The organism is Thalassotalea algicola, assembly GCF_012932965.1.
GTDB classification, from domain to species: Bacteria; Pseudomonadota; Gammaproteobacteria; order Enterobacterales; family Alteromonadaceae; genus Thalassotalea_F; species Thalassotalea_F algicola.
The window spans coordinates 849,981-873,986 of sequence record NZ_JABBXH010000002.1; the positions used below are offsets into that span (position 1 = coordinate 849,981).

Annotated in this window: 20 protein-coding genes; 9 read left to right on the top strand and 11 right to left on the bottom strand. The window is 38.3% G+C overall.

What is annotated here, in order from left to right:
- The first annotated feature begins 8 nt into the window (after positions 1-8).
- Positions 9-794, top strand: a complete 786-nt coding sequence (locus HII17_RS08480; RefSeq protein ID WP_169074897.1) for a DUF1365 domain-containing protein — start codon at positions 9-11, stop codon at positions 792-794.
- A gap of 46 nt (positions 795-840) precedes the next feature.
- A complete protein-coding gene (locus tag HII17_RS08485; protein WP_408033885.1) occupies positions 841-2,094 on the top strand; it encodes a class I SAM-dependent methyltransferase in 1,254 nt (417 codons plus the stop codon).
- Positions 2,095-2,099: 5 nt separating this feature from the next.
- On the opposite strand, the gene HII17_RS08490 is transcribed toward HII17_RS08485, so the two are convergent.
- Positions 2,100-2,624: a MerR family transcriptional regulator gene (locus HII17_RS08490; RefSeq protein ID WP_169074899.1), complete on the bottom strand. Its 525-nt coding sequence runs from the start codon at positions 2,622-2,624 to the stop codon at positions 2,100-2,102.
- Between the two features lie 377 nt (positions 2,625-3,001).
- On the opposite strand from HII17_RS08490, the gene HII17_RS08495 reads away from it, so the two are divergent.
- Positions 3,002-4,876 carry a GGDEF domain-containing protein gene (locus tag HII17_RS08495; protein ID WP_169074900.1) on the top strand — a complete coding sequence of 625 codons (1,875 nt, stop codon included), beginning with the start codon at positions 3,002-3,004 and terminating at the stop codon, positions 4,874-4,876.
- Positions 4,877-4,956: 80 nt separating this feature from the next.
- On the opposite strand, the gene HII17_RS08500 is transcribed toward HII17_RS08495, so the two are convergent.
- A complete protein-coding gene (locus HII17_RS08500) occupies positions 4,957-6,147 on the bottom strand; it encodes a class I SAM-dependent methyltransferase (protein WP_169074901.1) in 1,191 nt (396 codons plus the stop codon).
- Positions 6,148-6,225: 78 nt separating this feature from the next.
- Between HII17_RS08500 and HII17_RS08505 the strand changes: the two genes are divergently transcribed.
- Positions 6,226-6,495: an acylphosphatase gene (locus HII17_RS08505; RefSeq protein WP_169074902.1), complete on the top strand. Its 270-nt coding sequence runs from the start codon at positions 6,226-6,228 to the stop codon at positions 6,493-6,495.
- Positions 6,496-6,615: 120 nt separating this feature from the next.
- Positions 6,616-7,593 carry an NAD(P)H-quinone oxidoreductase gene (locus HII17_RS08510; protein ID WP_235938677.1) on the top strand — a complete coding sequence of 326 codons (978 nt, stop codon included), beginning with the start codon at positions 6,616-6,618 and terminating at the stop codon, positions 7,591-7,593.
- A 22-nt stretch (positions 7,594-7,615) separates the two neighbouring features.
- On the opposite strand, the gene HII17_RS08515 is transcribed toward HII17_RS08510, so the two are convergent.
- A complete protein-coding gene (locus HII17_RS08515; protein WP_169074903.1) occupies positions 7,616-7,840 on the bottom strand; it encodes a DUF1653 domain-containing protein in 225 nt (74 codons plus the stop codon).
- Positions 7,841-8,303: 463 nt separating this feature from the next.
- Here HII17_RS08515 and HII17_RS08520 point away from each other — a divergent pair, with 463 nt between their 5' ends.
- The 4 genes from HII17_RS08520 to HII17_RS08535 all read left to right on the top strand — a co-directional run bounded on the left by HII17_RS08520 (position 8,304) and on the right by HII17_RS08535 (position 13,771).
- Positions 8,304-10,925: a TonB-dependent receptor gene (locus tag HII17_RS08520; RefSeq protein WP_169074904.1), complete on the top strand. Its 2,622-nt coding sequence runs from the start codon at positions 8,304-8,306 to the stop codon at positions 10,923-10,925.
- A gap of 128 nt (positions 10,926-11,053) precedes the next feature.
- Positions 11,054-11,716, top strand: coding sequence for a nitroreductase (locus HII17_RS08525; protein ID WP_169074905.1), 663 nt, complete (start codon positions 11,054-11,056; stop codon positions 11,714-11,716).
- A complete protein-coding gene (locus tag HII17_RS08530; protein ID WP_235938678.1) occupies positions 11,709-12,665 on the top strand; it encodes an alpha/beta fold hydrolase in 957 nt (318 codons plus the stop codon). The genes HII17_RS08525 and HII17_RS08530 overlap by 8 nt, the downstream gene beginning before the upstream one ends.
- A 20-nt stretch (positions 12,666-12,685) precedes the next feature.
- Complete coding sequence (locus HII17_RS08535) at positions 12,686-13,771, top strand: DUF2855 family protein (protein WP_169074906.1); 1,086 nt, start codon at positions 12,686-12,688, stop codon at positions 13,769-13,771.
- Positions 13,772-13,877: 106 nt separating this feature from the next.
- Here HII17_RS08535 and HII17_RS08540 read toward each other — a convergent pair whose 3' ends face one another.
- The 8 genes from HII17_RS08540 to HII17_RS08575 all read right to left on the bottom strand — a co-directional run bounded on the left by HII17_RS08540 (position 13,878) and on the right by HII17_RS08575 (position 23,986).
- Positions 13,878-16,871: a TonB-dependent receptor gene (locus tag HII17_RS08540; RefSeq protein WP_169074907.1), complete on the bottom strand. Its 2,994-nt coding sequence runs from the start codon at positions 16,869-16,871 to the stop codon at positions 13,878-13,880.
- 465 nt (positions 16,872-17,336) lie between these two features.
- Positions 17,337-17,687, bottom strand: a complete 351-nt coding sequence (locus tag HII17_RS08545; RefSeq protein WP_211185288.1) for a hypothetical protein — start codon at positions 17,685-17,687, stop codon at positions 17,337-17,339.
- 108 nt (positions 17,688-17,795) lie between these two features.
- A complete protein-coding gene (locus HII17_RS08550) occupies positions 17,796-18,380 on the bottom strand; it encodes a hypothetical protein (RefSeq protein ID WP_211185289.1) in 585 nt (194 codons plus the stop codon).
- A gap of 60 nt (positions 18,381-18,440) precedes the next feature.
- Positions 18,441-19,505, bottom strand: coding sequence for a patatin-like phospholipase domain-containing protein (locus tag HII17_RS08555; RefSeq protein ID WP_169074908.1), 1,065 nt, complete (start codon positions 19,503-19,505; stop codon positions 18,441-18,443).
- Positions 19,506-19,544: 39 nt separating this feature from the next.
- Positions 19,545-21,227, bottom strand: coding sequence for an AMP-binding protein (locus HII17_RS08560; RefSeq protein ID WP_169074909.1), 1,683 nt, complete (start codon positions 21,225-21,227; stop codon positions 19,545-19,547).
- 124 nt (positions 21,228-21,351) lie between these two features.
- Positions 21,352-22,536, bottom strand: a complete 1,185-nt coding sequence (locus HII17_RS08565) for an acetyl-CoA C-acyltransferase (protein ID WP_169074910.1) — start codon at positions 22,534-22,536, stop codon at positions 21,352-21,354.
- A 45-nt stretch (positions 22,537-22,581) separates the two neighbouring features.
- A complete protein-coding gene (locus tag HII17_RS08570; protein ID WP_169074911.1) occupies positions 22,582-23,496 on the bottom strand; it encodes an SDR family NAD(P)-dependent oxidoreductase in 915 nt (304 codons plus the stop codon).
- A 28-nt stretch (positions 23,497-23,524) separates the two neighbouring features.
- Positions 23,525-23,986, bottom strand: coding sequence for a MaoC family dehydratase (locus HII17_RS08575; RefSeq protein ID WP_169074912.1), 462 nt, complete (start codon positions 23,984-23,986; stop codon positions 23,525-23,527).
- Between the last annotated feature and the right edge of the window lie 20 nt (positions 23,987-24,006).

A 24,006-nucleotide genomic window follows, 5' to 3' on the forward strand; every position in this document is an offset into this window, starting at 1 on the left:
GTATCCACATGATTGTTCAAAGCCAAAACCAAGAACAAAGTAAAAAAGCAATTAAAAGTGCTATTTATAGTGGCATTGTTCGCCATCGCCGCTATTCACCTAGGTCAAACCAATTTAGCTACAAATTGTATATGTTAGCTTTGGATATTGATGAAGTAGCGAATAATGAGGTAAACCAAGGTTTAATCGGTAAATCTTGGTACAAGCCTATTCGAATTGAACAAAAAGATTATTTAAAAGGTGAACCAGGAACACTAAAGCAACGTATAAAAGATAAAGTAGCTTCTTTAGGTGGTACAAAACCACTAGAGCGCATAACGATGCTAGTTCAGGTAAGGTGTTTAGGATTGTACTTTAGCCCGGCTAATTTTTATTTTTGTTATAACAAGCATAATAATTGCGAGTATATGTTGGTAGAGGTTAGCAACACTCCTTGGAATAAACGTCATTACTATTTGGTTGATATGTTACAGATTTCGCCGACAGACAAGGAATTTCATGTTTCTCCATTTATGGACTTAGCTATGCAATATCACTGGAAAGTTAAAGCACCTCAAAGTGAAGTTAACAGCAAGATGTTGGTACACATAGAGAATGTTAAACAAGACAGCGGAAAAGTCTTTGACGCAACGTTAGCATTGGCTAATCAACAGTTAACTTCGTTAAGCAGTACAAAATTATTTTTAACATATCCAATGATGACACTAAAAGTGATCTTAGGAATTTACTACCAAGCGATAAGGTTATTTGCAAAGCGAATACCTTTTGTATCATACCAAACAAAGAAGCTTTAAATAGTAGTTTTACAACTTGTTCGTTCAGGAGACAAAGGTGAATAGTATTGCAAGCACTGAGAAAACATTAAACAGCTCAACACGCGGAGCTTCATCAGTAACTTTAGACGCTAACTCTTGGTTGATTACCCGATGTCGAAATATTGTTTTCAGAATATTCTCGCAACTTCCTTCTGGTTATGTAGAAGTTATAGATAGGGGGACGCGCTATTCATTCGGTAAAGATAAAAATGACCCATTAAAAGCCACGATTGAAATACATAACCCAAAAACTTATCTACAACTGGTTAAAGGTGGCAGTATAGGCGCTTCAGAAGCCTATATTGATAATATGTGGGACACACCTGATTTAACCTCGCTAATCCGAGTATTTGCCAGAGCTCAAAAGGTAACAGATAAATTTGAAAAATACGTAAGCTGGCTAAGTAAACTTAAAAATAAATGGTTTCATTTTCAAAATAGAAATTCAAAAAGTGGCTCAAAGAAAAATATTTTGGCACATTACGATTTAGGTAATGAGCTTTATACTCGCTTCCTAGATAAAGAGATGATGTATTCCGCTGCTATTTATCCCAATCCATCGGCTACCTTAGAGCAAGCACAAATACATAAACTTGAGAAAATTTGTCAACGTCTCTCACTTACTGAGACAGATCACCTACTTGAGATAGGGACTGGCTGGGGAGGTTTAGCGATTTATGCAGCAAAAAATTATGGTTGTAAAGTAACGACAACTACAATTTCTGATGCTCAATACTGTTACGCCAAGAGTCGAGTAGAAGCGTTAGGATTAGCGGGGCAAATTACCTTACTCAAAAATGATTATCGAAATTTAACGGGACAATATGACAAACTTGTATCGATAGAAATGATAGAAGCTGTCGGGTACAACTATATGGATAGCTTTTTCAAGCAATGTAATGCGAGGTTAAAACCTGGCGGTAAATTGCTAATACAGGCTATTACTATTGCAGATCAACGCTTTGAACATTATTTAAACAATGTCGACTTTATTCAACGGTACATATTTCCGGGTGGATTCTTGCCATCAATTAATTTGATGGCAAATAAAGTCGCAGAAAAAACAGATTTAGTGATTGAAGAGTTACACGATATTGGGCTCGACTATGCAAAAACCTTAGCGCATTGGCGACAAAGTTTTTTAGCTAATTGGCCTGGATTAACTGAGTTCGGTTATGACGAAAAATTCAAACGATTGTGGTTGTTTTATTTAGGTTATTGCGAAGGGGCGTTCTTAGAACGTTCAACGAGTACTGTACATTTAATTGCACGTAAATAAATATATTAGGTGGAGATAGACCACTTTCTAATTGTCGTTATTTCGTCTTGACTACAACCTAATGATTCCAAAAAATCGTGATGCATTTCTGGCAGATCTCGTTCAAATTCTATATGCCAGTTATGCATTGCTTTTTCGTCCATACCAGAAGCTTTTAAAATATTAACCCATTGCTCCTTGTTCATTGTTTTCGTTTTCCTTATCAACGAATCCTTGCCTAGCAATTTAACAATATATTGCTGTTGCTGGCGTAATTTACTTATCTCATGGTTGAGACTTATTAATCGCTGCTCAAGCACTTCGGTTGGTTTAGTATTATCAGCATTTACAATGTCATTAATGTACGTAAGTGATAAACCTGCGTCTCTAAAAGAAGCAATTTTTTGCATTTTTTCTATATCGGCAGAAGAATATAGACGATAACCAGTTTCAGATCTTGTCGAAGGTTTTAGCAGTCCTATTTTATCGTAGTACAACAATGTACTGCGAGATAACCTGAATTTATTTGCTAATTGGCTGATGGTTAACATGGATACCCTCTTTGAAGGTAGATATTTAGTCAGCGCTTAATAAGCGACAGACATAACGTTTATATTTTACAGCTTACTCGCAATGTTATTGCTCATAATGTTCGTTGTCTATCTGACTACCTTTTGGCATTGCGTTAGCGTGATCTGCTTATCTCTTGATGTCAAAAGTGCCAATCTAACGTATTAATCATTTGTAAACTTAACGAGAAGATGTAGTGTTAAGCGCGAAAATGTTAATGTAAAAGAGTAGCTTATTAAGTATAGTGAAAAAATATTGTAAATATAATTAGGTGTTTAACATCTATTGTATACAAAGCTTTATTGTTGGTGTTATAAGAGTCTTTCTTTATTATTTGTTTGTAAAAAATTAAGTGGTTATGAAGTCTCGGTTATTATTTCTTCTTTTCACATTATTATTAGTTGCTAATCAAGCAAGCGGCTATTCAATTCAAGAAAAAATTAGTCAAATCTCTAGTTTAGATCCTGAGCAACAACAAATTGCTTTTCAAGAATTATTAGATGATCAAAACATATCTGTAACTGAAAAATTTGATGCGCTTAAATTTTTCGCGTTCAATCTTGTTATGGGTAATCAACTTTCTTTAGCTATGGAAAAGGCAAATCAGGCTAAAGATTTTGCAATTAAACATGGCTTACCGAGAGCCGAAGCTACTAGCAATAAACTTATTGGTATTGTGTTTTATTATCAAGGTGAGCACAAAACAGCTCTGTCTTTTTATGAAAAGGCCCTCACTTATTTCGAGGTTAATGATGCGCCAATCGAAACAGCTAATGTACTCAATAATATTGGCTTAGTTCAAAAGCAGTTAAGTCGTTACTCTGCTGCTATAGATAGCTATAAACGAGCAGTGCCTTTATATTTGAATCATGGCTCAGAGTACGATGCGGTAGATGTAAGGTATAATATTGCAGGTTTATATCTGTCGCTAAAAAGATTTGATAAAGCGATAGAAATCCTCAACCAATCTATTGCTTATTATCATGAGCAAAAAGCCTATTTGGACTTGGCCAGAGCGCAAGGTGATTTGGGGGTTGCTTATAAAGGAGCAGGTAATAATGTCGAAGCGCTTCAAAATATAAATAAAGCGCTCGATTATTTTTTGCAGCAAGAAGATAGCTATAATTTAGCTGCTACTCTTCATAATCTTTCCGAAGTGCATTTAAATATGGGCTTACCATTAAAAGCGATAGCGGTGGCGCAACGAGGGCTTGAATACAGTCAATTAAGTGGTCACAAGAATGCTCATGTTGGTAATTTACATGCGTTAAGTAAAGGTCACTTTTTAGTTGAAGAGTATGTTAAGGCAGAGCTTTTCATAGAAGAAGCCTTAGAGTTAGCAGATTCTATCGACTATCACACGTCTGGGAGTCCGTTAGCCATTAAAGCGCTTGTTAGCGCTAGCCGGAAAAACCCTAGTTTAGCGATAAAATTTCTAGATGAGTATATTGAGCATACACGTTTGCGTTATACCGCAGAACTTAATGAACAGTTAGCAGAATTTGAAGCACTTCAACTTAATCAAAAACTTGAATTGTTAGAGCAAAAAAGTGCGCTTAATAATCAAATTCAAGCGCAACAATCTATGGAGTTTAAATTCTCGATAGTAGCGATAACACTATTAGGTTTATTGCTTTTAGTTACCTATAAAAAAATCAAAGACTCTCAGGTTAAAAAAGAGTTGGCTTTGCAGGTTCGTAATAGGACTCAACAATTATCAGAAGCAAATAAGCAACTACTTGAATTAAGTTTGCTTGATGGATTGTCGGGCTTGCATAATAGACGTAGCTTTGAGCGCGATATTAGTAATCTGTGGTCAGAATACCATGCCGGTAATGGCAAATTTTTATTAATGCTAGTAGACGTTGATCACTTTAAAGCGATAAACGATCAGTATGGTCACTTGTTCGGTGATGAAGTTATTAAGAGTCTTGCAAGTATATTAAAAACTAATGTTAGGGCAACCGATCGCGTTTATCGCTATGGTGGTGAAGAGTTTGCTATTTTATTCACTCATCACGAACAACAAGCAGTTAAAGAAACGTTTAAACGTATACAATACCAGCTAGAGCAACTAGAAAATATAGATGATACGTCAATTAGTGTCACTATTAGTGCTGGATTGACAGCGATAGAAGAAGCGCCTGAATCTATCAATTCGCTCATTGCAGAAACAGACAAGCGGCTATATAACGCCAAAGGTGCTGGTAGAAATCTGTTGGTTTGTAGCTAGCAATTTTTATTCATTCGTCATACAAGCAAAGGAAGAGTCCGCTTTAAATAGCAAACTCTTCCATTTATTGCGTTCGTTGACTAATTAACCTGACAAACAAAGCCTTTTAAGTAGTAACCCTCTGGGTAATTACTTGAAACTGGATGATCAGCAGCTTGATGTAATCGTTCAACGAAATGACAGTCTTTACCTGCATCTAATGCAGCATCAGCAACAACTTTTTGGAATAAGCTCGCATCAAGTAGACCGGAGCAACTGAAAGTTAACAATAGGCCATTTGGATTTAGCAGTTGCATTGCCAGCATGTTAATGTCTTTATAGCCTCGGCATGCACTGGTTAGTTGTGACTTAGATTCAACAAATTTTGGTGGATCCATTATGATCATATCAAATTTTTCACCTTGCTCTTTGTATTTTCTAAGTAGCTTAAATACATCTTCTTTAACAAAGGTTACAGAAGCACTATCGAGTTCATTTACCTGTAAGTTCCTTGCTGCTATGTCAAGGGCAGGTTGCGATACGTCGACATTGGTGACTGACTTTGCGCCAGCAGCTGCGCAATGAAGTGAGAAAGTTCCCGTATAAGAAAAGCAGTTAAGTATCTTTTTATCTTTGGCATATTTTCCTGCCGCAATTCGAGAATCTCGCTGATCTAAATAAAACCCTGTTTTGTGTCCGGTGGCAACATCTACAATAATTTTAATACCGTGCTCTTCGATTATTCTTTCAGTAGATGCTTTTTCATTGGCAAGCCAACCTGTTTGCTTTTCTAGGCCTTCTTTTTTCCTTACATCAACGTCTGAGCGTTCATATATTCCACACTCTGGATAAAGTTCTTTAAGTACGTCTACAATAGTGAATCGTTGAAATTCCGCGCCGGCACTTAGAAGCTGGCAGACAATGATATCGTCATATTTGTCGATGGTAATGCCTGGCATTCCATCAGATTCGCCAGCTATTAATCGATAGCCGCTTAAACCACCTTGCTCGATGAACCAATCACGCCTTTTTTGTGCCTGTTTAAATTTTCTAACAAAAAATTCTCGATTAATTTCTTCGTTTTCTTTAAAGCTCCAAATACGAATTCGCATTTGTGATTCAGGAGAATATGCTCCTCTGGCAAGCCAGTTTCCCTTGGCGTCAAGCACTTCGACTGTTTCTCCTAACATAGGCTTACCTTTAATTTTATTTATTGCTTTTGAGAAAACCCAAGGGTGTTTTCTTCGTAAAGATTTATCTCTACCAATATTTAAAAAAATTCTTGCTGACATGTGCCTATACTTAGAGAAAAGAAAAGTGTGCAAATTGTATTGAAACCCTGAACAGGGTGCAATGAAAGGAGTAGAAAAATGGCAATATGCTATCTTGCTAATGTCGCAGGAAAAGTACAGGGCGTTTACTTTAGAGCCTCTTGTCAACAAAAAGCGATTGATTTACATCTAAGTGGCTATGCAAAAAACTTAGCTGATGGCGATGTTCAGGTGCTAATGTGTGGAGAAGAAGGTAATGTGAAGAAAATGCTTGATTGGCTAGAAGAAGGTCCAAGTCAAGCAGAGGTGGCCTCTGTTCAACACAATCAAGTGGACTACCAAACGTTTAATCATTTTTCCATTGGGTGAATTAGTATAGCCAGAATTTAATGCTGGTTTTGACATTTTTCATTAAAAACCGTAGAAATTGTTTTGCATTTTAAATTCTGATTATTAGTATGGCTTCACTAGAAATAAGAGAAGCCAGCTATGACTACCATGCGCTTTTTAGATGTTCAAAGAGAACGTCTTTGTATAGCGAATACGACATTCCCCGCGTTATTGTCTAAACAATGCTTAATTAAAGTAAAAGCAATTGGCGTAAATAGAGCAGATATTTTACAAAGGCAAGGAAAGTACCCTGCGCCAAAAGGCGAATCTCCCATATTAGGGCTTGAAGTATCAGGAATATTAACTGAAGTTCCCAACAACAATTTGGGTTATAAAGTTGGCGATAGGGTTTGTGGGCTTGTTGCAGGTGGCGGCTACGCGGAATATGTCGCTATAAACATCGAACATATAATCAAAATTCCAGAGCACTATTCTTTCGAACAGGGTGCTGGTATCGCGGAAGTTTTCTTAACGGCATATCAAAGCCTATTTTCTATAGCACAGTTAAAGCCCCAGCAAAAAGTATTAATTCACGCCGGAGCAAGCGGTGTAGGTAGTGCGGCAATACAATTAGCAAAAGCGCTTAATTGTTACGTGGTAACTACGGTAGGTAGTGATGAAAAAGCAAAAGCTTGTACAGTACTAGGGGCGGATATCACGATAAATTACCAAAAATTGGACTATGTACAATGGGCAAAGGAACATCAGTGTAATTTTGATGTCATACTTGATGTGGTCGCGGGAGAATACTTAAATAAAAACCTGAAAGTGGCTGCGTTTGACGCTCGTATAGTGATCTTATCGATGCTAGGAGGGCGATTTGCTGAACAAGTAGATATTGCTCGTATGTTGCAAAAAAGAGTTCAAATTACAGCATCGACATTAAGAAACAGAAGCGACGAATATAAAGCGATGCTAGTAAATGGCTTTAGCCATGACTTTATGTATTTACTAGAGAATAAAAGCATAATGCCAGTCATTGATCATTGCTATACATGGTTAGCTGCTGAAGATGCCCATCAAAAAATGATGAGCAATAAGAATATCGGTAAATTAATTTTAACAATCGATGAATAGTTGGTATGGCAGCAGCTTAATCTCAAGATATTAGTTCAAAACGTTTCATTGTCTTCCCGTTACGTTCGATTGTTTCGTTGAACATTGCTAAAGGGCGGACCCAATACTCAGGCTCACCTGTTTTTTCTATGCTGCCATATAATGGATAATAAACTACCATATATTCTTCAGTTTCACTGTGTTTAGCAATTTGTGTGACTTGATATTCACTACCTTTAAAGTGACGATATTTTCCTGTGGAAATCATAAATTCAAACCTTATAGTAATTGACGGTAGTTTAACAAAAGCTATTCGTTTTAATCATAGCTTTTGTTAATAGAACGATAATATTTGTCTTTTTTCGGTGCCTATCTGACCTTTTTCCCGTTTTTATTACTTTTTCTGACACAACTCTATTCATTTTACGAATAATAAATATTGTGAATAATAAATATAAATACAGTTTATGTGGTTCTGTGTTTTTACTCTAATCATCCTGTAATCCTTTTAAATTCAGGTGGATTTTTATACGAATACTTTCGGTGTTGCTATTTGCGTTACTTAATAGAGTTAGCACTCTATAAGAGTTGTTGACTTAATCTCTGCTCGTCAACAAATTAATAATTGATAAATATCAAAAACAAAAAGCTGAACAATCAGTAATTTTAAAATCAAACGAAAAATAATAATTATAACTAGCAAATCGCTAGATGCTTTTGGGGAGAAGCGAATGAATTCAGGCAGTAAATTCCAGCGCAATAAGATAGTGATAGCATTAACAGCATCTATGAGCCTTGTAGGTTTTTCAGCTCTAGCTGAAGACCCAGCTTTAAAAGATGGTGAGTCAAATTTAGAACACATAACAGTTGTTGCTCAAAAGAGAGTACAAAACTTACAAGAAGTACCTGTTGCTGTATCAGCAATTTCAGGCGACCAAATGTCTGAAGCTGTTATTAAAGATATGTACGATCTGCAAAGTAATGTACCTGCACTTGGTGCATTTCAAAGCCAGAGTGCTACAAATTCAAGCTTTTCAATACGTGGGGTTGGTACTTCTTCTCAAAATTTCGGCTTAGAGTCGTCAGTAGGTTTATATGTTGACGGAGTCTATCGAGCTCGTCAAAACTCAATGATAAATAATTTGGTTGATGTTGAAGCTGTTGAAGTGTTGAGGGGCCCACAAGGTACTCTGTTCGGTAAGAACACGCCTTCTGGAGCTATATTATTACGCACGGTAAAGCCTAGTCATGACGGTAATGATGGCTTTATCGAAATTACAGCAGGCAATTACGGCTTAGTGAACTATGCCGGTGCAGCTTCACTCTCAGCAATCGATGATGTGTTAGCGTTTCGTTTGACAGCTTTTGGTAGTGAAAGAGATGGTATTATTAGTGATGTGAACTTAGGTGATGATGTTGTCAACGATAGAGACCGGTGGGGAGCTAGATTACAAGCGCTTTATACACCAAGTGATGACTTATCAATTCGCCTTATTGCTGATCATTCCGAAATCGATGAAATATGTTGTGGTGCACCGGTACAGCTAAGTAATTTTCAAGCGACTGAAATTCCAAATAAGTTTGGTAGTGATGCTGTTCTTCCTTCGTTAGGTGGTACCGTATTTCCAGGTGGTGATGCTTTTTACGATAGAGAAATAGCGGTATCTTTCTTGCCAGAATCTTCAATGACTGATAAAGGCCTGTCGGCTGAAATTAACTGGGATATTGATGATAACTATTCTTTGGTTTTTATCTCGGCCTATCGTAATTTTGAATCTTACGACAATATTGATTCAGACTTTACTGATGCAGACTTATTTGGCACTTCGAATGATTCTGAACAAAGCTCTTTCTCACAAGAAATTAGGCTTGATTATACCAGCGAAAACCTAAATGCAATTGTTGGACTTTACTACTTTTCACAAGATTTAGATCTAGATTACAGCTTATATACAGATACATTGTTCAATCCATTCTATATGTCTAATTTTAGTGGCGCGTTAGATCCATTGTTAGGCGGAATAGACGCTATTAGCGCATTAACGGGGGGAGCAATTGCACCTTCAGCAGAAGGTGCTCCTGCAGGAACTGGATTTGATCATATTGCCGAGCAAGAGCATGAAAGCTATGCGATCTTTGGTCAATTTGATTATAAACTTACCGACGCTTTAACCTTAACGGCAGGCTTACGTTATACCGACGAATCTAAAGACTTAAGTACTAAATTCTATGAAAATATGGCCGGTGGAACAGAGTTTCCGACAGATTTTTCGTCGATAGGTGACCCAAGTAACCCGTCAACGATAGTGCCTGGTACTTTACTCTATAGTGCAACTGTAGCTGGTACTATGCTAGGGGCAGTTGGTCAAGGTTTGATGAGTCCATTTGATCCGGCTTTTCTTCAAGCTATTGCGCCTTTTCAAACACCAGGATGGGGATTTAAATCGCTTGGTGCGACTACTTCAGACAGACCTGATATAAATGAAACACTTGATGATGAGCAAGTAACAGGCACAGTTAAACTTAGCTATATGTATGATGAAGATACGATGATGTACATATCTTATGGTACAGGTTATAAATCTGGCGGTACTAACACTGACAGAATTACTGCTGGCTTTAATCCATTATTTGATGCAGAAACGTCTCAATCATTTGAGTTTGGTTTTAAGAAAGACTTTGTAGATCAGGATCTTCGCATAAACTTTGCTGCCCACCACACAACAGTAGATGATTTTCAAGCGAATACCTTTACCGGCAATGGCTTTAATTTACAGAACGCTGGTGACTATAAAATTTCAGGTTTTGAACTTGAAGCGACGTGGTTACCGATCGACGGTATGGAAATCAACTTAACTTATGCTCTAGTTAATGCTGAATATGACAGTTTCGAGCGAGGAAATTGTTGGAATGCTTATACTTGGCATACCGGTATAATAGATCCAGGACAGGAAAGCGCAGATCCAGCTAACCCTAACCCTTATTGTAACCGCTCAGGTGATCGTCCGTCAGGTGAACCAGAAGACTCTGCAACACTAAGTGTTAAGCAAGATTTCAATTTATCAGAGTCTATTTACTCATATATCCAGCTAGATTACTCCTATACAGGTGAGATGATCTTAGATGGTAGTAATGACCCATATGCAGTCCAAGATTCATATAATGTGCTAAATGCACGTTTTTACATGAGCATTGAAAATTTAGATATGGATGTGATCCTATGGGGACGCAATGTATTAGATGAAGAGTATATAAACCGTACTAACTTTAATACACCGCTTCAGAGCGGTAAGTTGAATGCCTATGTAACGGAACCTGTAACATACGGTATTACGGTGAAAAAACGCTTTTAGCGGTTAAAGTTATGGTTTTAGAGGCATGGTAAGTAAAGGAAAACCCCAGCTTCTTTCACCGCTAAGCTTCTAAAACCGTATTTATTTTAAATGCCCTAATTTAGGGCATTTTTATTAGAGAGAAAGATATGTCTGTAAGTGAGATTCTAAACAAACGTTATTCAGTGCGCTCTTTTGAACAACGGCCTATCGAGCAAAGTCTGCTGGATGAAATATTTACTAATGCGCAATTAGCGCCGTCTAATTGTAATGTACAACCATGGCAAGTTTGTGTTGTATCGGGAAATACTAAACAAGTTTTGCAAGACAAATTTATCGGGCTATTGATGGGAGGCGCAAAACCTAACCCTGATTTTAATTGGGCGCCCCAATATCAAGGTCAGCATCGTGAACGCCAATTTGGATCCGCTAATGCGCTGTATTCGGCAATTGGAGTTTCCCGTGAAGATAAAAAAGGTCGCCATATGGCGATGCTTAGAAATTGGCAGTTTTTTGATGCACCACATGCCGCATTTTTTACTATGGATAAGTATTTAGACATTATGGGGGCAGTGGATTTGGGGATTTATGCTCAAACGTTATCGTTAGTGCTTGCAGAGCATGGAATCAGCAATTGTATGCAAGGCGCGTTAGGTCAGTTTCCTGATCCAGTTCGTGAAGTGCTCGGATTACCTGAAGAACGAGGCATTTTATTTGGAATGTCTTTTGGTTATCCAAAGCTTGATGCGCCAGTAAATCAAACAAGAACAGAACGAATACAATTAAGCGATGCCGTAACGTTTTATGGCTAATGTGGAATCAACAGTTAACTTGCTATCCGACTCAACGGGTTTGAAAAGCAAGTATATCGATATAGCGGGATGCAATATTCACTATGTTGAGCAAGGTAATATAGCAATAGATAATTCTACATTTGTATTTTTACATGGCTTTCCTGAATACTGGGGGACTTGGCGAAATCAGTTATCGTATTTCGCACAATCACATCATGTTATTGCTCCAGATTTACCAGGTTATAATTTAAGCGATAAGCCAGAAGCACTTAGTTTTTATGAAGTTCCTAACTTAATCGATTTTTTTGCCGAGTTTATTCGTCAAATATCACCAAATAGAAAAATCATATTAGTTGCTCATGATTGGGGTGGTGCAATCGCTTGGCCTTTAGCGGCATTTCATTCCGCTTTAATAGAAAAACTTGTCATTATTAATGCTGCACACCCAAGCACTTTTACACGTGAAATGATAAATAGCAGTGAACAGCGCGAGAAAAGTGGTTATATCCATCAATTAATTGCTCACGGTGCAGAACAGGAATTGTTAGCTAATAATTGCCTTTATCTACAAAATAAAATATTTGCCACTATGAGGTCCTCATTTGTTACTGATGAACTTATACAAAGTTACATTGAGCTTTGGCAAAAGCCGGGTGTAGTCAAAGGTATGTTGAACTATTACCGGGCCATGCCGCAACTGGCGCCAAATAATGCAGAGTCTAACAGCCATATTGGGCCCGTAACTGCAATTGATAAAATGAAAATACCTCGGATCATTATTAATATACCTACGCTGGTGTTATGGGGGGAAAAAGATCAAGCGTTTGTTATCGAAAATTTAAATCAATTAGCGCGATACGTGTCTCAATTAACCTTAAAACGATTTCCAAAAGCCAGTCATTGGTTAACTCACGAATGTAGTGACGAAATAAACCAAGCTATTTCACAATTTATTTTACCTAAGTAAATTTTTACAGAGAAAAGAATATGCAGAATCAAATTTTCGAAGTACTACAGTCAGACTTATCGAAGACTAGGCTGATTAGTGAAGACGTTCCATCGACATTGAACGATGGCCAAGTGTTATTGAAAGTGGATAAATTTGCGTTAACGGCCAATAACATTACCTATGGTATTACTGGTGACATGCTTGGCTATTGGCGATTTTTTCCTGCCGAGCAAGGTTGGGGAAGACTTCCTGTAATGGGATTTGCAGAAGTTGTATCGTCAAATCATGAAAAAATAAAAATAGGCGAACGTGTTTGGGGATTTTTCCCTATGGCTAATTACTTGGTTATTGACGCAGGTAAAACGTCGCCATTTGGTTTTAGTGACGTAAGTGCACATCGTAAAGGTTTGTCTCCGGTTTATTCACGGTTTGAACGAATAGCTAACAATCCGTTTTATCAAGAACAAACAGAAGCCTATCAAATGTTGATTAAAGGGTTGTATACCACGTCCTGGTTAATTGATGATTTTATGTTTGATAATGAATACTTTGGTGCAAGCCAGTATTTAATTACTAGTGCATCAAGTAAAACCAGTATTGCTTTAGCTTTTGCAGCTAAACAGCGGGGCCATATACCGTGTATAGGCATAACGTCGAATTCACGGGTTGCTTTTGTAGAATCGCTTGGGCTTTATCAACAGGTCATTAGTTATGATCAAATCGCTCAACTTGATAACAGCATTCCTTCAGTATCAGTTGATATGGCAGGATCGGAAAAAGTATTGACAGATGTTCATCAACACTTTGATCAAAACCTGAAGTTTTCATCTCGTGTTGGTGCTACCCATATAAATGAGTTATTTACGAACGTTAAACTTGCAGGGCCTGAGCCTGTTATGTTTTTTGCTCCTCATCAAATTGAAAAACGAAGCCAAGAGTGGGGTGGTGATAAGTTAATGGGCTCAATAGCACAGTCGTTGAATAGCTATATTGACTTTATTCGTCACCATATTGAAATATCACCAGTGCAAGGCATAGGGAATCTTGAATCTACCTACCTGCAATTATTAACAGGGCAATGTAATGCAGACCAAGGTCTTATTGTGCTGTTAAACGAGAGCTAACTAATTTAATAAAAAAGCCCACCTAAAAAAGGTGGGCAATTAGTCCTTTGGGAGAAAATATAAGCAAGAAGTTATTTAAAGCCTAATACATAGTGATTACTATGGATTAGAAGCTATATCTAGCTTCAAAGCTCATAAAACGGGCGCCTAACCTTCCGCTGGTGTCGCCCCAGTTCGGATTGGCAATTAAACCAGTGTCACCCCATTGTGTGCGGGTTTGTTCAACGTTCGTTTGCGTATCCGAATTAAATACGTTGTAAATAGTAGCTTTAAGCATTAAATCGCCACCACCAATTTGCGTGTTATAAGTTAAGTTCATATCTAACTCATATAGCCAATCAGTTTCGCCACTGCTACCGCGAGGTGCAGGATCACCATTTTCATCATAGAAAGATACATGACCGTAACCTTGTCCCCAACAATCTTCCCAAGGAGAGCCAGCTTCACAGCTATCAACACTATCTGGGTGATAACCGAACTTGTTAATTGGCATGCCTGAGTTGATGCGAGCGTTAAAACCTAATGCTAAATCATCAGTAATATCGTAATAACCATTGAGCTTAATTGAGTGGCGGCGGTCATTTGGTAGATTACCGTTTGAATGATCCATTAGCTCTGCATAGTCGTAAGATGTCGTCCAACCCGGATCCGCTTGGCCATTGTCACTACGAACTAAACCTTCTGTATTACCCCAGCTGTGAGACCAAGTATAAGAAGCATTGAAGTGGAATTTTTCACCTAAATCACCTCTTAATGTGGTTTCAATTGCGCCATATTGACGCTCTGGTTTAGGCAACCCTATTTCTGAGCCTGGAATTACAACATGCTCTGGTGTGCCATCACCATTAAAGTCATAAGTGATGTCTAATGTTCTTCCTGGGTTCGCTAATACATATGTCCAAGAAGCATCAGCATCAATGCCGTTTGCTTCGAAGTACTTATTAATTACAGGACCGTAATCTGTATCTTCTATTGAACGACCTAAATCACGATAAATGCCTCGAATACCAAATACCATGTTGTTTTCTAATTCACGTTCGTAACCTAGTGTGAATTCATCTGAATACATTGATTCAATATTATCGCTAGCAATCAATGAAGGTTCACTAATACCTGGTTGAATTACCACACCATCAGGTGTTACTAATGCGCCTGTAGAAGGTGAGCCGTCTGGCGTTAAGACAATTTCGCCATTGCTATCTGTTTCACCGACGTGGTAATAGTAATGTACGTCTCGACGAGCACCACCTTGGGTGATATTCATGTTGGCAGAAACTGGTTGGTAATACCGACCATAGGTAAAGAACACTTTCGATGTGCCTTCACCATCGATATCATAAATTGCTTGTACACGTGGTGCCCATTGACCATCGACATCTACATATTTACGACCGTCTGATACGGTGTTGTGCATTTCCGAGTAGCGAAGACCTAAATTTAGTACTAGGTCGTCGGTTACTTGCCAAGTATCTTGTATATAAAATGCTGTTGATTCGACTTCTGAGTCAGTAAAGTCGGTACGAATACGCTGTTTTACAACGGGCGTACCTTCAGGTAAACCAGAACGGTCGCTTGAACCTGCATAATACACATCCCACCAACCTTCACGGCCACTAACACCGTTAGGGCTTGCAGCGTAATCTACATCAATATTTACATAGTCAAAGCCAAATTTAAAATCGTGATCTTCCCAAGTCCAGTTTAAATCGGCGCGGAATTGATCACGAGTAAACTCGCCGTCAGTAACAGTAGCTGTAGACTCTGAAGAAACATGTACCCATGTACCTGATAACTTTGACCAGACTCGTGGATCCGTACTTGTAGCAGAGTTGAATATTTCATCGACTGTGCGGCCAGCAACAATTTCTAATGATAAATCGTCTGTTAAAATACCCGTGTATTTGGCGCCAAAAATATCGCCACCCGTTTTTACACGGTAACGACTTGGTGTATTGCCGACTTCGCCTGTTTCATAGTCATAAGAATAACTGTTACCTTCGTCTTCATTGGTAAAGCCGATAGCTGTAAATCCGATAGAATGTTCGTCTGTTATATACCAGTCGACATTGGCAAAATAGCGATCTGACGTACTTTCGCCTTGATCTATAACGCTTGATTTTGCAGCATCATAGTCATTCTTTTGTGGTGCATAAACAGCATAGAAGAATAATTTATCTTCAATTATTGGGCCGCTTGCCCAGATTGATGCTCGAGTAAACGTAGATTCGTCATCTTCTGTGATATTAAAAACTTGGCCGTCGGTACCAAATAAATCATCATGGTGTTCACGAGTTGATTCCGGATCTATACGACCATATGCACCAAATTTAAATTCGTTACTACCAGATTTAGACACCGCGTTTACGATACCGCCTAATGCACCACCAAACTCAGGTGAAACGCCACCGGTAAGTATTTCTGTTTGCGCTATTGCCTCCCAAGGAAGGTTTACAGAGCCAATGCCTGTTTTAGCATAAGTGATATTAATACCGTTTAAGTAATAGGCGTTTTCTGCTGAAGAGCCACCACCAAAACTGGCAGCATCAAATTCATCATTTGACGTAACACCAGGTGCGAGTAATGCGATAGATTCAAAACCAGAATTTACAGGTAGCTTTTCCAATTCGCCGGCTGTTACAACAATACCACCTGTTGAAGAAGCTAAATCAATTTGTGCAAATGAAGAGCCAACTACTGAGATACGCTCAATATCGATACCTGCTTGAACTATTTGACCATTAAATACGATTGGGCTACCAAGTTTTACAAGCAGATTGCTTTCTTCATAGCCTTCGTAACCTGGCTTTTCAATGGTTACTCGATATTCGCCAATAGGTAAACGTCGAACATCATATTCACCGTTAGCATTAGTTACAATTGTACGTGTAATGTTTTTCTCTTTGTGGACAAGGGTAATTTTTGTACCTGAAAGTGCGTTGTTTTGACTATCAACAATCACACCTTTGACTTGTCCGTTAAAAGCATCAGCAGCAATAGCTTGAGGTGTACATACAGCGAGTGCAGCACCAATGGCTAAAGCAGTTAACGATTTTTTTGGCGAGAGTTTGGCAAGTGAACTTGCTCTTTTTGTTCCTTTCATTGTTCTCAAACCTTATCTTTTTTTATTATTAACATGTCGCATACCATATATTGTATACAATATATAAAGTAAAGATCGTTCAAAAAAAAGTCAATAAATTTGTTATAAAAAATTATCGAAGAGCTATTTATAATTTGTTTGGTGGGTTCTATAGAAAATTAAATTCGGAAAAACGGAATGTAAGCGAAATAAAAGTGTGTGTCTTGCAGGTGTAATAAGTTGTCTTGTTAAGCGTAAATTTTCAAACTAACTACGTTTATTTTTTGGGGGTAAGCTATCCAATTAAGTTGAGTAGATGATGTGCGATAACTTGATGAAAAGGCGAAGCTGTTTCAAAATGATGCGTCCACTATATAAAAGGGCAGATTACGAAGTTTTAATTTGTAACTTTTAAACAGACTTACACGCATACTTAACAGTTTTGGGTTAGCGAGTCAGTCGCAAGAACTACACGTATAGCTATGGTTAGGATACCGACGTGTTTATAACTTCTAGCTTATTATCACCTTGAATGACATGAATAAATGCAAGAAATTCATCGTCTGATTTTGAATACCATTGCTTCCAAAACACTCTGACGTCAGTTTTCTTTTTAACAATGCCAATTAATTCCCGTTTACAGAAAAACCCCAATGTGGCTTGATAAGCTTTGCACTGACTTTCTAACGCTTGTTTAGTGACAATGCTTTTCATCTTTTTACTAAAATCTCGCACATGCCTCTTATGATCTATTTCTGTCGAAGCATCCATAAGGTTATCCATTATTGGCGTAACCAAATCCATAACTTGTTTATCTGATAGCGTTAACCAGTTCATAGGAGTTACCTAATAAAGATTGAATGAGTTGTAAGTGACAGACAGCTTGATAGTTATAACTGTCTGCCTAAATTAGCACATAACTAAATAGACTATAGTCAGTGGTTCTTACTGTGGTTTTAGCATTTGTTGTAGTTGTTTCAGTATTAACATTTCTTTGTCATTCAAATTAACTGGTGCTTTACATCTAGGGTCAGTTTTTTGAATAACAGCGATCATTTCTTTGGTAATTGGAATTGGATCACAACCGTGACCGGTTTCACAAATAAGATCAAATTGTGGTTTGGCTTTTTTATGACAATCTAAGCAGTTGCCGCCAAACTTATTGATAACATTATCGTAGCCACGCGCTGTAAATTTACTTCCCTCAGGAGATACAGCTAACTCAAAAAATTCCCAATCATTAGTCACAGGGCTGGTGCCTTTTGGGTGCTTTACCATAACTTCAGTAGGCACAAGTTGAACTACTGACCCTGCTGGATACTCACCTTTACCTGCTTTGGCTACGGTAATTGTGCTGTCGAGTTTACTTTTATCTAAATTATCGACAAAAAATCCTCTAACTGGCTGCATATCATTAATACAGCTAAAGGAGTCTTCATCGACGGCTAATGCTTTACTAGGGTTCGATGCATGAACATTTAAACTTAACGCACATAACGACACTAATGTCATTTTTAGTAGTGATTTCATGTTTTTATTATCCTTTATTATGGCTGTTAATTTAGTTAATAAAGCCAGTAGATTTTTGGTTTAATTGCCGATAAGTGCTTTCATCGGCTTAATGTTATCGAGATTTTGTTGCTCAATAAATTCGTGCAAGCTATCTGCTAGTTGGCTACTTTGTGTTAATACGTTTTGCCAATTCTTGATTCGTTCTTTTGATTCAATTTCTGAAAAGTCCGTTCTGTCAGGAATTTTTTGATACGGCAGGCTTTTTACAAATTGTGCGGAAGGGCATATAACTACTGTATTGTCATAATTTTCAGCACGGACATTGCGATTTAAATTTTTGTCAAACCACCCGGCTTTTAAGGTATGGCTAAAGTGTGGGTATAGGGTTAAGCCAGGATTATGAATCTTTAAGTCAAAGTGGTAGTCGATTATGCCGCCATCTCGATACATCCCTTTTGGACAGCTGCCTATATCCTTTATACCCTGCATGACCATTGGAATTGAACCGGAAGCAAGCAATGCTTTTTCTAAATTACTCTCTAATAGATAACAGGTCGTAGTTTTAAAGTCATCAGGATCACTAATCGCTAGATTGCTACTTTGTGGTTGAAATATAAAACGTTCATATTGGCTTCGTATCAACTTTCTATCAATTTTGTTTCTTATAAAACTTGATACAAGCCCTGAGCCTTGCAATAAAACATTTTCACTAGCAACTAATCCATTACATTTAGCTACTACTAAATGCGCTTTACGGATAGGGTTGTTAATAATTTCATTGGTACCATGTTTTGTTAAAACATTGCTTAGTAAAATGCGACCAGATTCGGTTATTTCTGCTGGTGTAGGTTTATTTGATGAATATTCAGTGTGTGAATAAAGATCGGCTAATCGTGAAATTGCTGCAACAGGATCTGCTTGCCCAAAGCATGCAGCACGAAAAGCACCAGCACTAGAGCCAATTATATTAAGTTCGTTAGTTCTACCTTGAAAAAACTCACCAAATAGGTATTTATCTAAGCCGAATAAAGTAAACCACTTAGGCCCACCACTAGCGCCTAAAAAGGCATTAAATAGCTCTTGAGAAAACCCTTGCTCCTTTATAGTTGTAAGCGCGGTATTTCCAGCGTAAATTTCTATCATTTGTTATTGTATATTCCTTGAAGTAAGTAAAGGAGCGGCTTAAGCCGCAACCTTTTCAGCTGCTAATGCTCGCAACTCTTTTCGAAGTATTTTACCAACATTTGATTTAGGCATCTCGTCTATAAAAACAATTTCTTTTGGTACTTTGTATTTAGTCAGATTTTCTCGGGCATGCGATAAGACTTGGTCTTGTGTTAATGCGCTATCGCTTTTCACTATATATACGCGAATTTTTTCACCCGTTGCCTCGCATGCAATACCTATCGCTGCAGCCTCTAGTACACCAGAATGCATTGCCATGACTTCTTCAATTTCATTTGGATAGACATTAAAACCAGAGACAATGATCATGTCTTTTTTGCGATCAACGATGCGAAAATAACCGTCTTCATCCATTGTCGCTATATCGCCAGTTTTTAACCAACCATCTTCAATAGTTTCTGCTGTGGCATCTGGACGATTCAAATAACCTTTCATTACTTGAGGGCCCTTAACCCAAAGCTCCCCAGGTTCGTTTAAACCAACGTCTTTACCGTCATCGTTAACTAAACGAATTTCTGTAGATGCCGCAGGTAAACCTATTGAGCCGTTAAATTCTTTTTGATCATAAGGGCTAATAGTGACCATTGGACAACATTCAGTTAAGCCATAGCCTTCGAGTAGTCGAATACCGGTAATTTTTTCCCATTTCTCGGCAACAGGTCGTTGAACAGCCATGCCACCGCCAAGAGATACTTTAAGACCTGAAAAGTCTAATTTCTCAAAGCCAGGTGTATGAACTAAGCCGTTAAATAGCGTATTCACACCTGTAATTGCAGTGAATCGATATTTTCCGAGTTCTTTAACAAACCCTGGCATGTCACGAGGATTAGTGATCAATACGTTTTTACCACCATAAGCGATAAAACATAGGCAATTCGAGTTTAACGCAAAGATATGATAGAGCGGCAGGGCGGTTACCATGATCTCTTCATTTGCTTCGAAAACAGGGTTAGTCATCGCTTTAGATTGTTCTAAGTTTGCTATCATATTGCGGTGAGTAAGCATTACACCTTTAGATGGTCCTGTTGTTCCTCCGGTATATTGTAAAAACGCTAAATCTTCTGGCGTTATTTCAACGTTGTTAAAAGGTAATGTCGCACCTTTAGCGATAACCTGATTAAATTTAACTGCATGCTCTATATGATATTTAGGTACCATCTTTTTAATATGCTTAACGACAGTATTTACCATTAAGCCTTTTACGCCACCCAATCGATCACCAAGCCCCGTAACTATTACATGTTCAACGTTTGTTTTATTTTTAATAGAGGCAAGTGTATGTGCGAAGTTTTCAATGATTAGAATGCCTTTTGCGTCAGAGTCTATTAACAGGTGCTCTAACTCGCGTGCTGTATATAGTGGGTTAACGTTAACGACAGTTAAGCCAGCCAATAAAGCGCCGAACAGTGCTACAGGGTACTGAAGTACATTAGGCATCATGATGGCGAACTTATCGCCTGGCTTAAAGCCCCATTCTTTTTGTAAAAATGCAGCAAATGCTTGTGCCTGATCAGCAAGCTGCTGATAGGTAATGCTAGCTCCCATGTTAATGAATGACGTATTGCCTGCATATTGTTTCGTATAAGTTTCAAACATTTCCACTAATGATGAAAATTTATCGGGATCTATTTCATAAGGTACACCAGGTGGGTAACTTTTTTCTAACCACACTTTTTCCATGATTAATCTCCTCGTTTATCCGGTAGTTGTAATTTTTGTTGTTATTAATCGGCTATTTATCGATAGCTTCTTATTGATGTTGACAGTGTCTATATTAGCTAAAATTTGTACAACTTAAAGCTTTTTATAAAACTTCAAATAAACCAGCTGCGCCTTGTCCGCCACCAATACACATGGTAATAACTACATATTTTACACCTCGACGCTTTCCTTCTAATAAGGCATGCATGACTAAACGAGCGCCACTCATTCCATAGGGGTGACCGATAGAAATAGCACCGCCATTTACGTTTAGCTTGTCCATTGGGATATTTAAATAATTTGCACAATAGAGAACTTGTACCGCGAACGCTTCGTTTAACTCCCATAAACCAATGTCTTCAATGGTTAAATTATGGCGGGCTAATAGTTTTGGAATAGCATAAATTGGACCTATCCCCATTTCATCTGGTTCACAACCGGCAACCGCTATTCCAAGATATTTTCCTAAAGGCGCTAAACCTTTTTCTGCTGCTACTGCCTTTTCCATTAACACTACTGCAGCTGCGCCGTCTGAAAGCTGAGAGGCATTACCCCCGGTAATTGTGCCGTCTTCTTTTACAGTTCTAACTGAGCTTAAACCTTCGATATTAGTATCAGGGCGATTACCTTCATCTTTAGTTAGCGTTACTTCTTGTTTTGAAATATCGCCAGTTTCTTTATCTTGGACTAATTTAGTGGCAGTAACAGGAACAATTTCATCATCAAATAAACCTGCTTGTTGGGCTTTTGCGGTTCGCTGTTGTGAAAGTAATGCGTATTCATCTTGTTGTTGACGAGAAATGTTATAACGGTTTGCCACTATTTCTGCGGTATCCAACATCGGCATATAAATCGCTGGGGCATTTTCCTTAACTTGCTTATCAACCGCTTTGTGCATATTCATTTTTTCATTTTGCACCAAAGAAATAGACTCACAGCCACCAGCTACAATTACGTTAGAGCCATCACAAACAATTTGGCTAGCACCACTTGCAATAGCCATTAATCCTGATGCACATTGCCTATCTATTGTCATGCCAGCGACAGAAACAGGAAGGCCAGCAGCTATTGCCGCTTGCCGACCAAAATTCATCCCTTGGCTACCTTGTTGTATAGCCGCGCCCATAATGCAGTCATCAACTTCTTCGTCATTGATATTGATTTTCTTTAACGCTGCATTAATTGCTAACGCAGCAAGGGAAGGAGAGGTTAAGTCATTAAATGCACCGCGATATGCTTTTCCAATGGGAGTTCTAGCGACTGATACGATTACCGCTTCTCTAGTCATAACATGTGTCCTTTCTCAATTTTTATTGTAATTAGAAGGAAGCTATTAAGCGCCTTTCATAGCAGCCATCGCTTTGGCTAAGAACTTTTCAGACTGTTTAACGCCTGAGGCTAACGCTTGTTGCTTATCTTGTTTTGTCGCATCAGACCAATTGGCGCGAATAGCTTCGGGGGTTTGTTGATCAGGAGTTAGAAAAATACCATCAGTTTCAAAAATTGATGCGGTAGCGTAACCACCGGCGCCAGCCGATAAAATTGTACGATTTGGCGCTTCGTCATCACATAGGGTTAATAAACCAGGTGTTACGTATTCTGGTGCTAACATTTCTGCAATATTTTCTGGCATTAAGTCTTCGGTCATACGCGTGCCAGCAGTAGGTGCAAGGGCATTTATACGAATGTCATTTTTGGCTCCTTCCAACACTAAAGTATTCATTAAACCAAGTACTGCCATTTTTGCGGCGCCGTAATTGCTTTGTCCAAAATTACCGTACATGCCACTAGAAGAAGTTGTCATTACAATACGACCGTAATTTTGCTCGCGCATTATATCCCAAACGGCTTTGGTACAATTTACTGAACCCATTAGATGAACATCCATGACTAACTTAAAGTCATCGAGCGACATTTTGGCAAAAGATTTATCTCGTAAGATACCGGCATTATTTATTAGGATGTCGACACGTCCCCATTTTTCCATGGTTTGTTTGACCATATCTTGGACTTGCTCAAAGTCAGCTACATTGGCACCATGGCTAAATGCGTCACCGCCTGCGGCGACTATTTCGTTAACCACTTCTTCTGATGCCGCAGAAGATTGACCGCTACCATCTCTAGCACCTCCTAAATCGTTGACAACAACTTTTGCTCCACGTTTAGCTAGCGCTAAAGCATGAGACTTACCTAAACCATTTCCTGCGCCAGTAACTATTGCGATTTTACCCTCGAAACTGATGGTCATTGTTATTTCTCCTTTTAGGTTAATTCGATTATTTTACTAACTGGACGCCAATCCACTCTGCAACTAACGCAGGAGTATCAACACCTTCAATTTCGACAGAAACTTCTGTTTTAACGCGAAATTGATTGGGCTTAGTTTCATCAATGCTAACTACTTTGGCATGTACGCGAATATTGCTACCGACTTTTACGGGGCTTAAAAAACGAACTTTATCGAATCCAGAGTTAATGCCCATATAAAAGCCATCAATCACTAAGGTAAAGCTTTCAGCAAAATGAGACAGCATCGACAACGTTAGAAAACCATGAGCTATTGTTGAGCCAAAAGGTGTGGCGGCCGCTTTTTCTGGATCAACATGAATAAATTGATGATCAAGCGTGCAATCGGCGAATTGATTTATTTGTTCTTGAGTAACTTGGTGCCAAGCCGTGGGCTGCGCTTCAAAGCCGATGTAGTCTGCTAATTGCGTTTTATTTATAATTGTTGGCATTAGAATTTCCTTTGGCTGTT